The organism is Nitrospira sp. (assembly GCA_024998565.1).
GTDB lineage: Bacteria > Nitrospirota > Nitrospiria > Nitrospirales > Nitrospiraceae > Nitrospira_A.
Map to the genome: position 1 here is coordinate 64,509 of JACOEM010000016.1, position 15,013 is coordinate 79,521.

General features: G+C 58.2%; 14 protein-coding genes. 6 read left to right on the forward strand and 8 right to left on the reverse strand.

All coding sequences use genetic code 11. From position 1 onward, the window contains the following. Positions 1-324: 324 nt before the first annotated feature. The 6 genes from H8K11_19150 (at position 325) to H8K11_19175 (ending at position 5,125) form a co-directional block, all read left to right on the forward strand. The gene (locus H8K11_19150; GenBank protein ID MCS6265867.1) at positions 325-2,091 is read left to right on the forward strand and encodes a hypothetical protein; all 1,767 of its coding nucleotides are present in this window, start codon (positions 325-327) and stop codon (positions 2,089-2,091) included. A gap of 453 nt (positions 2,092-2,544) precedes the next feature. Then, on the forward strand, positions 2,545-2,988 hold the full coding sequence (locus H8K11_19155; protein ID MCS6265868.1) for a hypothetical protein: 444 nt from the start codon (positions 2,545-2,547) through the stop codon (positions 2,986-2,988). Positions 2,989-3,112: 124 nt separating this feature from the next. Further along, on the forward strand, positions 3,113-3,409 hold the full coding sequence (locus tag H8K11_19160) for a type II toxin-antitoxin system Phd/YefM family antitoxin (GenBank protein ID MCS6265869.1): 297 nt from the start codon (positions 3,113-3,115) through the stop codon (positions 3,407-3,409). Positions 3,410-3,413: 4 nt separating this feature from the next. Further along, positions 3,414-3,698: a type II toxin-antitoxin system RelE/ParE family toxin gene (locus H8K11_19165; GenBank protein MCS6265870.1), complete on the forward strand. Its 285-nt coding sequence runs from the start codon at positions 3,414-3,416 to the stop codon at positions 3,696-3,698. A gap of 160 nt (positions 3,699-3,858) precedes the next feature. After that, positions 3,859-4,542: a type 1 glutamine amidotransferase domain-containing protein gene (locus H8K11_19170; GenBank protein MCS6265871.1), complete on the forward strand. Its 684-nt coding sequence runs from the start codon at positions 3,859-3,861 to the stop codon at positions 4,540-4,542. A gap of 148 nt (positions 4,543-4,690) precedes the next feature. Continuing rightward, positions 4,691-5,125, forward strand: a complete 435-nt coding sequence (locus H8K11_19175; protein MCS6265872.1) for a hypothetical protein — start codon at positions 4,691-4,693, stop codon at positions 5,123-5,125. Between the two features lie 81 nt (positions 5,126-5,206). On the opposite strand, the gene H8K11_19180 is transcribed toward H8K11_19175, so the two are convergent. From H8K11_19180 to glnD, 8 genes are all read right to left on the reverse strand, one after another. Then, positions 5,207-6,373, reverse strand: a complete 1,167-nt coding sequence (locus H8K11_19180) for a glycoside hydrolase (GenBank protein MCS6265873.1) — start codon at positions 6,371-6,373, stop codon at positions 5,207-5,209. A gap of 366 nt (positions 6,374-6,739) precedes the next feature. Further along, a complete protein-coding gene (locus tag H8K11_19185) occupies positions 6,740-7,516 on the reverse strand; it encodes a CBS domain-containing protein (protein ID MCS6265874.1) in 777 nt (258 codons plus the stop codon). 104 nt (positions 7,517-7,620) lie between these two features. Further along, entirely contained in the window at positions 7,621-9,216 is a 1,596-nt protein-coding gene (locus H8K11_19190; protein MCS6265875.1) for a ferredoxin--nitrite reductase, read from the reverse strand. Next, positions 9,216-9,410: a hypothetical protein gene (locus H8K11_19195; GenBank protein MCS6265876.1), complete on the reverse strand. Its 195-nt coding sequence runs from the start codon at positions 9,408-9,410 to the stop codon at positions 9,216-9,218. Before H8K11_19195 ends, H8K11_19190 begins: the two co-directional genes overlap by 1 nt. Before the next feature lie 51 nt (positions 9,411-9,461). After that, complete coding sequence (gene cynS, locus H8K11_19200) at positions 9,462-9,902, reverse strand: cyanase (GenBank protein ID MCS6265877.1); 441 nt, start codon at positions 9,900-9,902, stop codon at positions 9,462-9,464. Positions 9,903-9,955: 53 nt separating this feature from the next. Next, positions 9,956-10,786 (reverse strand): formate/nitrite transporter family protein, encoded by an 831-nt coding sequence (locus tag H8K11_19205; protein MCS6265878.1) that lies wholly within the window; start codon positions 10,784-10,786, stop codon positions 9,956-9,958. A 313-nt stretch (positions 10,787-11,099) separates the two neighbouring features. Further along, positions 11,100-12,509 carry a type I glutamate--ammonia ligase gene (gene glnA, locus H8K11_19210; GenBank protein ID MCS6265879.1) on the reverse strand — a complete coding sequence of 470 codons (1,410 nt, stop codon included), beginning with the start codon at positions 12,507-12,509 and terminating at the stop codon, positions 11,100-11,102. A gap of 50 nt (positions 12,510-12,559) precedes the next feature. Then, the coding region (gene glnD, locus H8K11_19215) for a [protein-PII] uridylyltransferase (protein ID MCS6265880.1) at positions 12,560-15,013 on the reverse strand (2,454 nt) is incomplete at its 5' end.

The window sequence follows — 15,013 nt, forward strand, 5'->3', positions numbered from 1 at the left end:
TGCGATGTGTCCATTGAGGAAACCACAGGGGGCCGTTTGGTCATCACCATCGTGGCCTATGACTATTTTTCAGAATTCGCCACGATCTGCGGGCTCCTGTCTGCCTTCAGTCTCAACATCGAAGAAGGGCGCATCTTTACTTCGGCAGAAAGTGAACAACCCAGCCGCAGCCGATCGGCTGATCCGTACCCGATCCGGACAAGGCCGCAAGGTCGCCCTGGCCTCACCAGGAAGAAGATCGTGGACGTGTTCACGGTGAGCCCCATCGAGGGGCAGACGTTCGCCCCCGCAAATCGCACACGCCTGACCGACCAACTCACCCGCATGATCATGCTGCTCGACGAAGGACAACTGGACGAAGCCCGGCAGCAGGTCAATCGCCAATTGGTCGAACACCTCGGCAAACGCCGGAGTTCCTTCAGCGGCCTGCTCCACACTGTTCAGATCACTTTCGACAATAGCCAGTCTGCGACCGATACGATCATGGACATCCGGTCCGACGACACGCCGGCGTTTCTCTACGCCTTCGCGAACGCGCTCGCGATGCGCAACGTCTACATCAGCAAGGCGCTGTTCGCGATCGAAGACGGTAAGCTGCACGATCGTTTTTACATCCGCAACCGCTTCGGACAGAAGCTGCTCGATCCGGGCGACCTGGAGCAGCTGCGCCTCACCGCCGTGCTCATCAAACAGTTCACTCATGCCCTCACCTGGGCGCCCGATCCGGCCAAGGCGCTGGAAGCCTTCGACCAGTTCCTGGACCTCGTACTCGAAGGCTCGCGTCAGGCCGGGCGAAAACAGGCCTGGGCCTTCGTGAAAGACAAGAACACCTTTCCGCTCCTGGCACGGCTGCTCGGGGCGAGTGATTTTCTGTGGGAAGACTTCCTCCGGCGGCAACATGTCAACCTGCTGCCGTTGCTGAAAGATTATCGCGATGCGCCGCTCATCAAATCCCAGGCAACATTGCGCAAGGAATTGAACCGCGCCATCGTCAAGGCGAAGACCGACGAGGCACGGAAGGAAGCCCTCAACCGATTCAAGGATCAGGAACTCTTCCGCATCGACATGAAACACATCGTCGAACCGGAAACGAGCCTGCCCGACTTCTCGCTCGCCATCTCAGAACTGGCTGAAGTGATCGTCGAACGCAGCCTCGTGGACTGCCAGGCCAAGCTGACGAAGCTCTACGGCAGCCCCCGTTTGACCAACAAAAAGCCCTGTCCCTTTGCGATCCTGGGCGCGGGGAAATTCGGCGGCAAGGAAATGGGCTATGCCTCCGACATCGAGGTGCTCTTCGTCTATGGCGGGCCCGGACGGACCAGCGGCAAACAGGGCATCGAAAACAGCGAATACTTCGAGCGCCTCGCGCAGGAATTTCTGCAATGGATCGAAGCCAAACAGGAAGGCATCTTCCACATCGACGTCCGGCTGCGACCCCACGGCGGCAAGGGGTCCCTCGCCAACGCGTTCGATGAGGTCTGCAAGTATTACAGCGCAGAAGGCCAGGCTGCTCCGTTCGAGCGGCAGGCGCTCATCAAGCTGCGCCATATCGCGGGAGACACCGCGCTCGGCAAGAAGGTGGAGACTCATCGCGACAGCTTCGTTTACAGCGGCGCGCCCTGGGATCTGACGGTGGCGCTCGACCTGCGGCGGCAACAGGTCAAACAACTCGTCGAGCCGGGCCAGATCAACCTCAAGCACAGCCACGGCGGCATCGTCACGCTGGAATACGCCATCCAGTACCTGCAGGTCATGCACGGCCACCGGCACCCGAGCTTACGCACGCCGAACACCCTCCGGGCCTTAGCCGCCCTGATCGACGTAGGGCTCATTCCCCGCGCGACCGGCGAGAACCTGCGCAAGTCCTATCTCTTCATCCGCATGCTGATCGACGGCCTGCGCATGGTGCGCGGCAACACCAAAGACCTCGTCATCCCGCCGCCCGACTCCGACGAATTCATCTTCCTCGCCCGCCGCGTCGGCTACCAGACCGAAGATTGGCAGGCTGGGGCAAGACATCTTCAGACCGATATCGAAGAGCACATGAAGCAAAACAGACAGTTCTTCGAGAAGATGTTTGGGAAGTTATGAACGTCACAAACATCAATTGTGTCTCGCGTAGTAGAGAACGGGCTATGAGGATGATTCAGTCCGTCTGGATTGTAACCCTAAGCCTGCTGCTCGGTTGTGCTGCCTTGCCCGCTCGGCCGCAGGCCCCTTATCTTACAGTTCCTTACCCTATTAATGACGTCCAACGAGCAGCGGCAGACGCCATGACTGTGTATGGCTTCCAACTGAACTCAAGCAACGCGTCTAAGCGAGAGGAGACTGAATTACGATACCTTGAAGGCACACGGCCGAGGACTCAAGGGGTCTCCTGTAGTCCTGGTGGGGAGACAATACTGGTGTGGCTCGAACAATATCGATCGGAAGTCACAAGAATTTGGATTCACACTGCCATCGCTTCATTTGGAGCGGCATGCCAACGCAACTGGAATCAAAATGTGATCGAGGAGCTACAGAAGGCTTTGCAGGATAGCAAGTATGTACACTGATCGTAGAGGTCGCCGAATACCTCTGTTGGTGATGGCGTTAGTTGTTATCCCTTGTGGCTGCAATTTGGCTCCATCACCAACGATCTCCACGCGCATCCTTGCTCAAACGCACAATATTTCTTCTCCCCAGTCAAATTTCTCGTTGATTCTGGCGACTCGCCCCTCTGATTGTCCCATTGAGATATCTGAACAGATGGCTGAAAAGGCCTTTCGACCCCTTGCTATTCTTGATGTCCATATCGAACAAACTAGATATCGATCCTCCAAACTTGAAGATGCCTTACCCCAGCTAAAGGCGATCGCCTGTCACGTTGGTGCCGATGCCGTTATGGATATTCGGCAATGGTCCCTCCAATTGAGCGACGAAGCCCATCTTTACCACGTACGTGGTCTTGCCATTCAGTATGAAAAAGAAACTAACACCAATAGATAGCCGCCTCAGCACAGTTTCATCCTGCAGCGCACGAGGGTGATTCTGGGCCCTCATTGCCCCCCTCCCGTTCAATGAGATATTCTGATGACCAGAATTGTGGTCATGATTGACGGAGAGGTCTGCCATGACAAAAATATTGTCGTTGTCGGAGGTCAAAACGCACCTGCCTGAATTGATAGCCGGGGTACAAGAACGCGAGGAGGAAGTCATTGTCACGAAGAGCGGCCGGCCGGCTGCCATGTTGATCAACGTCGATGAATATACCCGCCTCAAAGAGACCGTGGATGTCCTGAGCGATCCTGGACTCATGAGCCAGATTGCCGAGAGCCGGGCTTTTTACCAAACGAAACACAAAGGGCTCTCGTTTGAAGACGTGTTCGGCGAACCCCTCACGCCCGTCAAGAAGCGTCGCACGGGGTGACACCATTCAGCCCGGACACCCTCCGCATGTCCCAGAGGTGATCCCTACACTCCATCCCGATCTGACGCAACTGATCAAGTCAGCCATTCGTGCCATTGCCGCGAATCCCGAATGCGGTGAGCCGCTCCAACGGGAACTGGACGGGTTACGAAAATATCGCGTTCGGCGATTTCGCATCGTCTATGCCGTTGAGCAGAAAAGACGAGTCATCCGCTTGATGGCCGTTGGCCACCGTCGATATGTGTATGAAGAGCTGACCGACCAACTTCGTCGCAAGCTTCGGGAATAGCACTACGCCGGTTGCCCTCCTTACCCTCTCGCCCCTACCTCTTCTTACTGAGAACCCACAGGAAAGCGGTTTCTGATCTTTCGCGCACAAGTCCTTGTGCACGCTCCTGACATTGTGCCCTAATATCCTGAACCGCTTCTGAAAACAGAAAGGACTCCCCATGCCCAAGAAAATACTCGTGGTGCTGACGGCGACGGAAAAGTACCCGAATCTGAACCGGGCAACCGGCATCTGGCTTGGCGAGGCCGTGCACTTCGTGGAGAAGGTCGAACGGGCCGGATTTACTGTGGATTACGTGACTCCGTCAGGCGGATATACCCCGATCGATCCCCACAGCCTCGCCATGGCGGAACCGATTGACTGGGAGTGGTACCACAATCGCCAGTTCATGAACCGTCTCGGCGCAACGCTCAAACCGAGCGACGTGAACCCCGGTGACTATGCTGCAATCTATTTCGTAGGCGGGCATGGCGTACTCTGGGACTTTCCTGACAATGCCGATTTTCAGCAGCTCAGCCGCAAGATCTACGAGAACGGCGGAATCGTCTCATCGGTCTGCCACGGCGCCGTCGGCTTATTGAACATCACCCTGTCGGACGGAACGCTGCTGATTAAAGGCAAACAGGTCACCGGATTCTCGGATGAGGAAGAACGCCTGGCCCAACTCGATCAATACGTGCCGTTCATGACCGAGACGGAACTGAAGAAACGAGGCGCCGCCTACAGAAAGGCGGAGAAGCCCTGGGAAGCATTCGCCATCGCAGATCGTCGCGTGATCACGGGACAGAACCCTGCCTCCGGCGGCGCCGTGGCCGACCTGGTCATCAAGGCCCTGAAGGGCTGATCGCAACCAGACCACACCATAGGCAGGTGTCGTCAGACCTGCGCGATCACGAATTCCCCGCCCAGCCCAGCGATTCACTCTGTCAGGTCCCCGCGTCGAGATTCGGCAAAATCATGTTACAGTGGGAACTGCGGAGTGATTGGAGGGGATGATGCTACGACGACTATCTGCGGTCCTGCTCTGCTGCGCGGGTCTGACTGCATGCGGAGAAAGCGGTGACAGCACCGGCTCCGGCCTCAAGCCGGTGGGAGAATGGGCGAAGATCGGCGAGACGGACAACTACGTGTATTACGCCGACTACGCCAGCATCAAGAAAGCCGACGAGACCGTCGTGATGCTGGACCTGTTCGATTACAAGAGCGCACAGACAGAGGGTGGAGGCGCACCCGCTCTTTCCAAAGCCACACAACGCGAATACGACTGCCAGAACAAGAAAAGCCAGTCGCTCAAGTCAAGCTGGTTCTCAGGGCAAATGGGAGCCGGTACTGTCGTGCGCTCCGGCGGCACGTCGAACCAATGGTCTGCCGCCACGCAAGGTACCGCCACCGGCGGGCTCTTGAAAGCCGCCTGCGGGAGTTCGTAGCCCCCACTATCGGACGCGGCGCTCCAACACGATCTCCACCGACGCCTCTAGTCGAGTGGCCTTGCTACTGTCCGCCTGCCCCTACTCCACACAGGGCGCGTAGGCCTTGGGGCAGGTCGGATTGAGCCCGCGGGCCGGGCCGTCCTCCGCAGGCAGCCCATTCATAAATTCCAACACCTTGGGGGAGTAGTTCGGGGCACGGGTCCAAAAAATGTAGTTCGCCCGCAGTCGTTCCCTCGCGAACGAGAACAATTCGGGAATGGTCGGCACTCTCCCCTTCCCGTCGTGCTGCGTATTCTCATAGTTGGACTGCATCACCGACGGCGTCAGCGGCACGACTCCGGACAGCGGCGCATAAAAATGATAGACGCCCTTGGGTTTGTTCGGATGGTCGAAGTTCAATCCAGGATCGTCGATGAACACATCGGGCCCGCCCAATGCCGTCCCGATCGTGCGCATCTGGCCCACGAACGACGGCAAAATCTCGCGCGGATAATTCACAAGCTGATACGTCATCGTGTTCGGAAACGCCCCGCGCATGGCCCGCTGCACGCTGAGTAGATGGTCATACTGTCGCTCGAGGTCCCGCGTGGACACCGGGACGAGCGGTTGTCCCATCGCAGTTTCAGGAAGACCGATACCCTCGAAATACGCATGGCCATTGAAGCGCTGTCCCAACTCACGAATGAGCGCAACGAGACGATCACGAACCGCCGGGTTCCAGAGTTTGAGATTATTCCCGCGTGGCACGTCCTTGCCGAAACTACTGAACGGGAAAGCCCCTCCCTCATATTTCTCGGTTGCCATGTAGGATGGCACGGGCAACACCTGAGGCTTGAAGGATTTCAGTTCCAACAGCACAATCAGCCGCTTGTGCTGCGGTGCCAATTCAGCTAACACCCGCTCGATTGCCGTGAAGTCATACCGGCCCTCTTCCGGCTCCAATTCAGGCCACTCATAACGAACCTGCAACCCGCGCAAGGCAGGTGTCGCTTTGAGTTCGCGATACACCTGCGCCATGATTCTCGGGTTGGTCCTCATGAAATTCATCAGCGCATAATAGTGGCCGGGGTGCCACTTCACCGCACCCGGAACCGACGACCCAGCAGGGCCACTCGTTTCTGCCCACCCGCCCGTACAGACCGCGCCGAACATCACGATCGCGAGGCCCATGGCGATGCCATACCGCCGAATGGTCACCGGATATCCGAAGCGACATTTCCAGGCTTGCTGTCCGCCATCGTTCATCGCAACTCCTTCTTTCACACATTGCGCAGCCCGCTGACATCGGAAACGACCATCATGTGGGTGGCCTCTGACGAGGACCGATTCTGGCAGGAAGGCCGTGGTGCCGCCATACCAGGCAGCACGGCTTTGACGTAGTGGAAATGAGGACGGTCGTGCAACGGTCCTATAAGGGATCGGAATCAAATTTGACTTCGCGCGTCCACGACGAGGCTATAGATGAACCAGTAGAGAGGTGAGACGCTGCAATATATACACGGTGGCCGCGACGACGAGGTGAGAGCCGACGCGGAGGCGACACGTACCCTGTGAGGTATGGTCAGCCTCCGCGTGAAGAGAGCATGGACTGAGGAGACTTCCTGCGTAGGCCTACAGCTCCAGCACTTTTTGATAGGCCCGGAGTAAGTCGCCCACGGAGAGCACTCCGATGATCGTGCCGTCTTCCGTGACCGGCAGATGTCGGATGCCTTCTTTTTTCATCAAACTAAGCGCTTCCATCAGCGGCTCACTGTCCTCGATGGTGACCACGGATTTGCTCATGCAGGAGAGCACCGTGGTCGTGTTCGGATCCAATCCCTTGGCGACCGCCTTCCGGCTGAGATCCGTATCCGTGATGATGCCGATATACCGCGATCCGTCGTCGACCAGCAGGGAACCGATCCGCCACTTCTGCAGCAGCCGGCCTGCCTCCTTGATCGACGCACTCTTATGCACGCTCCGGACTTCGGCCGACATGAACTCAGCCACTGTGTGACCGTCGATCCGCTCACCGAGGGTCCGCCGCCAATCCCGACCGGCTCTGGTGGCCTTTCTCAACTCAAGTTGGGCCAGACAACTTTCCAACACCTGCTTCCGTTGATGAAGGCTTTCGCGATCCACGTTGTGCGTGCCGGCCTCCTGCGCTTCCTCCGGCAGGATCGCGGCCTCACCAAGCTTGGCGTACTGATAGGCTTCGAGTTCCTCGGACGCTCCGCCGAAGGTTTCACTCAGCACCTCTTCAGTCTGCTCATCGAATCCGTCCAACGAGGCGGTAGCCTTACGTCGGGATAAAAACGGCTGGATCGCAACCAACGTCGCTTGAATCTGCTCTATGTGCCGGCTGAGAAGATCCGCCGGTTCCTGACTCGATTTCACTCTCTTGGCCATGCTGCCTCCTTGTTGAGGACAAGAGAATAACGCAACTGTGGCAGCGGCTCAAGCCTTCACGCCTGGCAGGCTGCTGAAAAAGTCCGTCCGCGTTGAAGCGCGATCTAGGCAGGAAGCGGTTGGGGTGTGAGCCCCGTCGTCTCGTTGCCGGATGCCGTCGATTTCGATGCCCCCGTACCTTTTGGCACGGCCTTCCCGCGCACACGATGCATTTTTTCGCGCGTGTGGTAGGGCATGATCATTTCCAGCACCGCGGGAAGCCGGTCGCAGGGCACATCCTCCATGATTTTGGTGGCGAGCTTCGGATCGGGGCCCGAGCGCCCGCCCACGAACACATCCACGGCATCGACGACCTTGCCGCCCACCTTCGCCTTCTTGCCCAAGAGTCCGATATCCGCCACGAGATGGTTCCCGCACCCGGCCGGACAACCGGACCAATGCAAGGTGATCGGCTTGAGGGTATCGCCCAGCTTCCGTTCCAGCACCCGTGCCGTTTCGACCGCCCGGCTTTTGGTTTCAATGACGGCCAGATTGCAGTAGTCGCTTCCCACACAACTGACCAGTCCCTTGTAGAGGGCGGACGGGTTGTAGGCGAATTGCTTGACCAGCGGCTCTTCCGCCAGTTCACCCACCAGCCGGTCGCTGATATGAGGGATCACGAAGGCTTGCGCCGGCGAGAGACGTACTTCTCCATTGCCGTACCGAACCGCCAACGCAGCGATGCTCCGGAGATCAGCCGCCTTCACCCGACCGACGAGCACCTTCAGCCCGACATAGTTCATGCCCCGTTGTTTTTGACGGAAGATGCCGATGTGGTCGCGCTCCGCCGCTCCCCTCGCATCCACCCCCGCCGTGGGCAGGGTTCTCCCGACCAGCCGTTCGACTTCGTGCCGCAACCGAGCTTCGCCCCAGGCCTCCACGAGAAATGCGAGGCGCGCTTGGGTGCGATTCTCACGCGGTCCATGATCACGATAGATGTGCAGCAGCGTCCGGCAAACCTCGAAGGCTTCCGCCGGATTCACGAACATGTCCAGGGAGCCGGCAATGCGATAGCCGCCGGACCCCAACTTGCCCCCGACCAGCACGTTGTACCCGTAACACTTGTCATGCCCCAGGTCGTGATAGGCCGGGACCAGCGCGATGTCTTGCGTCTCCGTGTGGAGGCAATTGTCCGGACAACCGGTGACCGCAATATTGCACTTGCGCGGCAGATTCGTATAGGCCGGATTACCCAGCACTTCGTGATTGATCGCGCGCACGATGTCCGTCCCGTCGAGCAACTCGTTGGGATTCAGGCCCGCCACGGGACAGGTCATGATGTTCCGTACCGTGTCCATTCCGGTTTGCAGTGACGTCAGGCCCGCCTCCTCCAACTTGCTAAACACCGACGGCACATGGGCAATCGTCAGATGCCGGAGTTGGACTTGTTGCCTGGTGGTCACATCGACCACCCCGTTGCCGTATTGCAGCGCGATGTCGGCCAACGCCTCGAGTTGAGCCGACGTAGTTTGACCACCCGGCAGGCGTACCCGCAACATGAAGTGGCCCGGAGTCGGATTTCGTAAAAATAACCCGTACCACTTCAAGCGTTGAATATCGTCTTCCGGAATAGCCTCCCATCCCGCTTGCGCATAGTGTGCGATCATGTCCCGCACCGTCAGCCCGTCCCGCTCCGACTTGATTGCCTCGATCTTATTCATCACCTGCCTCCCAATGCGACGGAATAGTCCGGTCCGGATTTCCTCAACACCACCGCTCCTGCCCGACTCAACTGATCCACGACCAGCAACACCTGTGACGCGCTCAAACCGGAGAGGGCCATCAGTTGCTCGAATGTCTGAGGAGCCTGATGCTCCAGGACTGTCAGTACGGCAGTTTCTGCATTCGTGCTCATGATGTCCTCCTTTCGGTTGATCGCGATCCACGCATCAAGGACCGATTCCTCTTAAAACGTTTTGTACTCGAGCCACTTGCCGTTCAACGTGATCTTGCACCGGGCCTCGCCCTGACTGCCGGTGACCTTTTCCATATCCAACGTAAAGTCGATGGCGCTCATGATCCCGTCGCCGAACATTTCATTCGCCATCTCCCGCATCGAATCGCCGTAGACACCGATGACTTCCAACAGGCGATACTTAAACGGATCCGTCGCATTCGGGAAATCGGCCCGGACGGGAAACGCGCTCAGGGAACTGATTTGTTCTTTATCCAAATCCAACAGCTTCCCCACTTTACCCGCTTCTTCCGGTGACAAGCGGTGATTCCCGTTCAACGCTGCGGCGACGAACGTCGGATTCTTCCCGACCGTCTTCGCCACCTCCGCAATCGTGACCTTCTTGTTCAACCGTTGTGCCTTGATCGCCTTGCGTACTGCTGCTTTTTCCATTGTGATCTCCCTTTAGTGATTCGCCCGTGAATACCGTCCCGCACCGTGCTTCATTACGATCCTGCCACCACCGACGCCACCGGTTGAGATACCGGTGCCACCCTCGCCTCACTCACTCGATAGGGACTCACCATCCAGTAGAGCCCCCCGACAAACAACCCGCCGCCCACCAGGTTCCCCAGGACGACAAAGAGCTGGTTGTACCAAAAGGCCCCCCAACTCACCGCCGCGTCATGCGGCAGAAACAACGCCATACCCAACAACGATTGATTGGCGATGCTATGCTCGAACCCGGTGCCGATGAAGGCAAACAGGCACCAGAAGATCAGGAGAATCTTCGCCGTATCGTTGTTCGTTCGCCCGGTCATCCAGACCGCCAGACAGATCAGCCAATTGCAGAGAATGCCCCGCACGAACAACTCCCAGGCAGGCAGCGACATTTTGACCGAGGCCACTTTCTCGATCAGGTCCGTCGTCGGCCCTTTGGCAAACACGCCCGATTGAACAATGAGCCAGGCCAACCCCAACGAACCCGCCAGATTGCCGAGCCAGGACCAGGCATTCAGTTGAATGACTTGCGCCCAGGTGAGACTTCTTGTCAGACCACCGATCGTGCCGATGAGGTTGTTGCCGGTAAACAACTCGGACCCCGCGAAAATCACGAGGGTCAACGCAATCCCGAACGACACCCCCATCACGAGCTTGACCACCGGAGACGCGGCCGCCGCCAACGGTCCCCCCACACTGAAGATCAACGCAATTCCAAACCCGAGATAGATCCCGGCCAAAGCCGAAAGGATGAGATATCCGCCCGGTGACCGTTCGAAAAACGACCACTTCCTTGCTGCCACCCCTGCGATCCGCTCGTGATCCGCTGTATGCATGAGGCTCTCCTTTCGGTGGTCATAGTGCCCGCACAACTCAAAAAAAACGTCCTCATCCCGCATTCGGGAAGAGGACGTCGTTGTCCTGCTTGGCAAGGTCGCTACGACCTCACCCGGTGCTGTGTGCCGACTTCAGCGTCGACAGCAATAAAAAAGGCGCCCGCCACTCTTGGAAGAATGACGGACGCCTTTGTCCGTTTACCGTATTTCGTGCGGGTGTGAATCCAGGCGTCGTTGCCTGTTCTCACCCAACCCCTGCATGTATACCATCGCCTCGTGGATTCGTCAAGCGCTCTCCACGAGGAAACCCCGACTACACGTCATAATACAGGAAGAACTCGTACGGGTGCGGCCGCAACCGCATCGTATCCACTTCCTTGGTGCGCTTGTAGCCGATCCAGGCTTCGATGAGATCCTCGCTGAATACCCCGCCCTTGAGCAGGAACTGATGGTCCTTCTCCAGATGGTTCAGGGCCTCGTCCAGACTCCCAGGCATCGTGCGAATCTTGGCCGCTTCCTTGGCTTCGAGATCGTACAGATCCTTCTCAGCCGGCTCTCCCGGGTTGATCTTGTTCTCGATCCCGTCCAAGCCGGCCATGAGCATGGCGGCGAAGGCCAGGTACGGATTGGCGGCCGGATCAGGGAAACGCACTTCGATCCGCTTCGCCTTCGGGCTTGGGGAGTACATTGGAATACGAATACCAGCCGACCGGTTGCGGCTCGAATAGGCCAGCAACACCGGCGCTTCGAAACCCGGCGTCAGGCGCTTGTATGAATTGGTCGACGGGTTGGTGAAGGCGGCCAGCGCGGGCGCATGCTTCAGGATACCGCCGATGTAGTGCAGGCACATCTGAGAAACCCCGGCGTATTCCTTCCCTGCGAAGAGCGGCTTGCCGTCCTTCCAAATGCTCTGGTGGGTGTGCATGCCCGATCCGTTGTCCCCGAAGATCGGCTTCGGCATGAAGGTGACCGTCTTGCCGTGTCGACGCGCCACATTCTTGACGATGTACTTGAACATCATCATCTTGTCCGCGGTTCTCAGCAGGCTATCGAAGCGGATATCGATTTCAGCCTGGCCTGCCGTGGCCACTTCGTGGTGATGCTTCTCGGTGGCGATGCCCGCCTTTTCCATCTCGAGAATCATTTCCGTACGGATGTCCTGCTGCGTATCGGTCGGCGGAACCGGGAAATACCCTTCTTTGTGGCGGATCTTTCCGCCCAGGTTGACGCCCTCCTGCCCCATATTCCACACGCCCTCGTCGGAATCGATGTGGTAGTAGGCACTGTGGTTCGTCTGGTCATACCGCGCATGATCGAAAATGAAAAACTCGGCTTCCGGTCCCCAATAGGAGGTGTCGCCGATCTTGGTGCTCTGGAGATATTTCTCCGCCTTCTGGGCGATGAACCGCGGATCGCGATCGTACATTTCACGCGTGATCGGATCGACGACATTGCCGATAAGGCTCAAGGTGGGCACTGAACAAAACGGATCCATGCAGGCGGTTGCCGGGTCCGGCACGAGCAGCATGTCGCTGTTGTTGATCGCCCTCCAGCCTCGAATCGACGATCCGTCGAGCCCGGACCCGTCCTTGAACAGGCCTTCCGTCAGCTCGCTGACTGGAATCGTAAAATGCTGCCAGGTGCCGATCAGGTCCACGAACTTCATGTCCACGACCTGGACCTTATTCTTCTTTGCAAAATCTAACACCTCACGAACGTTCATCCCCTCCTCCTTTCAACCGCCGATAAAATAACCGCACCACATTCTGTCGCTTACGCCGCATGAGCCCCGAGAAACAGTTCTATCTCATTGAGAATCGATGCCCGAATCGATTCCAAACGACCGGCCTCCTCCACCTTCTTCCCATCCATCCCCGTGACATAAAACACGTCGGCCACCTGATCGAGCCGGGTGGAGATCCGGGACGCATGCACCGACAACCCCAACTGAAAAATCGCGTTCGTGATAATGTACAACAATCCCTGCCGATCATCCGCAAAAACATCCAGAATGGTAAAGCGGTCGGACGTCTCATTGTCGATCCGCACCTCCGACGGCTGCCGGTGGGCAGGTAAGGACCGCCCCATGTTCAGCCTGGCCCCTCGACGCATCACTGTTTCGATCGGCTGGCGGCCGGTCAACACCTCCGTGATGGTCGAACCGATCGACTCGCGCCGTTCCACGGGTGGAGCGCCCTGATAGTCAGGATCGGCGACTTGAAACGTATCCACGACGATCCCGTCTTTTCTGGTCACAATCTGGGCATCCAGAATCTGCAATCCGCCGGCGGCCATGACACCGGCAATCTTCGAGAACAACCCAGGGATCAGATCGTCGTGCGCCATCACGGCATATTCACAGGTTCCCAACGGGGCGTTGAATTCCGTCTCCACCACCACCCCACCGGCTTGCAACCGGCGAATGGCGCCAAGATGCGCGGCGATGCGACGGGGAGAGGTGCCGTAGACGTATCGTAAGGGAAACTGTTCCAACTCCGACCGGATCCATGTTCTGTCGGACGGGAGATCCCGATCGGCTCCCTGCTGTGAAGCCACGTCGTCGGCAATACGTGCAAGGCGCTGCGGTTCATCCGCCGTCTCACGCTCGCCGGACACTTCCTGCATGGCCCGCAGGTATAACTCGATCAAGAGGGACTCTTTCCACTTGGTCAGGACATCCGGGCCGACCGCGGCGATATCTGCGGCCGTCAGGGCCAGCAACTTGCGCAAGACTTCCGGCGTGCCCACTTCACGCGCAAAAGGCAGCAACACTTTTTCATCGTAGGGATCGCGGCGAAAGGCCGTGTGGGCCATCAGCAAATGACGATGTACCAACATGACCAGCGTCCGCGAGTCCCGCTCGTCGAATCCCAATCGCGAGGCTGTTTCTTCCGCCAACCGCTTCCCGACTTCGCTATGGTCTTCTTCGTGGCCCTTCCCCAGATCGTGGAGCAGCAACGCCAGGTGCAACAGGTCCTTCCGCTTGATTTCCCGATAGACGTCACCGAGTACACCGGGATGCTCGGCCAAGGCTTCGGCCTTCGCCACCGCCAGCAGACTATGCTCGTCGACCGTGTACTTGTGGTACTGATTGAATTGCATCAGCCCGCGCACACGCGAGAAAGCCGGCACCAGTTTCTCCAATAGGTGGGCTCGATGCATCGCCTCCAGTGTCCGTGCCGTACCGGGCCCGGCCAAAATCGATAGGAACGTGCGACCGGTCTCCGGGGTATGAAATTGCTCAGCCGACAGCGTCTCCGCCTGACGATGAATGTCTTCAAGGAGCGAAGGGTCAATATTCAACCGGCGCGATCGCGCCAGATCGAATAGGGTCAGGAGCGATGCCGGCCGATCCAACACTTGAGAACGCAATTCAACCGGCACCGTCAGCGCCTCGCCGTCGACGACGAAATACCGATCGATCCGGGGAGACGGCAACCATCGAGCCACCCGCTGCCACAAGGAACGACGGCGACACCGCTCGACAAATCGCATCAACGCCGCGTGCAGCCCCATCGTGTGCCGATAGTATTGCTGCATGAACTGTTCGACGGCGAGCAGATGCGGCCGGTCGGTGAAACCCAGATGTGTGGCCAGCCAGACCTGTTCATCAAACGTGAGAATCTCCTGCGCCATACCGGCCCGAGTGTGGAGGAACGAGCGAACGCGCAACAAAAACTCTTTCGCCTCCTTGATCGCCCGATAATCGGCTTGGGAGAGAATCCCGCGATCGGACAATTCGCGAATCGTCGCGGTATGGAAGCGCGCAGCCCCGATCCATTGCAGGAGATGGAGATCCCGCAATCCGCCTTTGCTTTTTTTGACGTTCGGCTCCAGAAGGTAGACTGTCTCACCGAACTTGTGGTACTCGCGCTGCCGCTCGGCCACCTTCTGGTCGAGGTAGGTATCGAATCCATGCGACACGACTTTCCGGACATACCGCGCATGAAACTGCTGGAACAGGTCGGCGCTGCCGGCCAGGAACCGAGCCTCCATCATCGACGTCCGGACCGTCAGGTCGGCAAGTCCCAGATCCACACAGTCTTGAATAGTCCGTACGCTATGGCCGACCTGGAATCCGCTGTCCCACAACGGGTGGAGCACCTGCTTGACCAGTTCCGGCATCACCTTCGCGGCGTCCGGGTGAAACAGAAACATCAGGTCGATATCGGAGTACGGGGCCAATTCCCGCCGGCCATACCCGCCGATCGCGACCAGGCAACAATG

Coding starts and splice junctions, on each gene's coding strand:
- H8K11_19195 (MCS6265876.1), bottom strand. CDS start 9,410: ATGAGCACGAATGCAGAAACTGCCGTACTGACAGTCCTGGAGCATCAG.
- H8K11_19170 (MCS6265871.1), top strand. CDS start 3,859: ATGCCCAAGAAAATACTCGTGGTGCTGACGGCGACGGAAAAGTACCCG.
- H8K11_19185 (MCS6265874.1), bottom strand. CDS start 7,516: ATGGCCAAGAGAGTGAAATCGAGTCAGGAACCGGCGGATCTTCTCAGC.
- H8K11_19160 (MCS6265869.1), top strand. CDS start 3,113: ATGACAAAAATATTGTCGTTGTCGGAGGTCAAAACGCACCTGCCTGAA.
- H8K11_19180 (MCS6265873.1), bottom strand. CDS start 6,373: ATGAACGATGGCGGACAGCAAGCCTGGAAATGTCGCTTCGGATATCCG.
- cynS (MCS6265877.1), bottom strand. CDS start 9,902: ATGGAAAAAGCAGCAGTACGCAAGGCGATCAAGGCACAACGGTTGAAC.
- H8K11_19150 (MCS6265867.1), top strand. CDS start 325: ATGATCATGCTGCTCGACGAAGGACAACTGGACGAAGCCCGGCAGCAG.
- H8K11_19175 (MCS6265872.1), top strand. CDS start 4,691: ATGATGCTACGACGACTATCTGCGGTCCTGCTCTGCTGCGCGGGTCTG.
- H8K11_19155 (MCS6265868.1), top strand. CDS start 2,545: ATGTACACTGATCGTAGAGGTCGCCGAATACCTCTGTTGGTGATGGCG.
- H8K11_19205 (MCS6265878.1), bottom strand. CDS start 10,786: ATGCATACAGCGGATCACGAGCGGATCGCAGGGGTGGCAGCAAGGAAG.
- H8K11_19190 (MCS6265875.1), bottom strand. CDS start 9,216: ATGAATAAGATCGAGGCAATCAAGTCGGAGCGGGACGGGCTGACGGTG.
- glnA (MCS6265879.1), bottom strand. CDS start 12,509: ATGAACGTTCGTGAGGTGTTAGATTTTGCAAAGAAGAATAAGGTCCAG.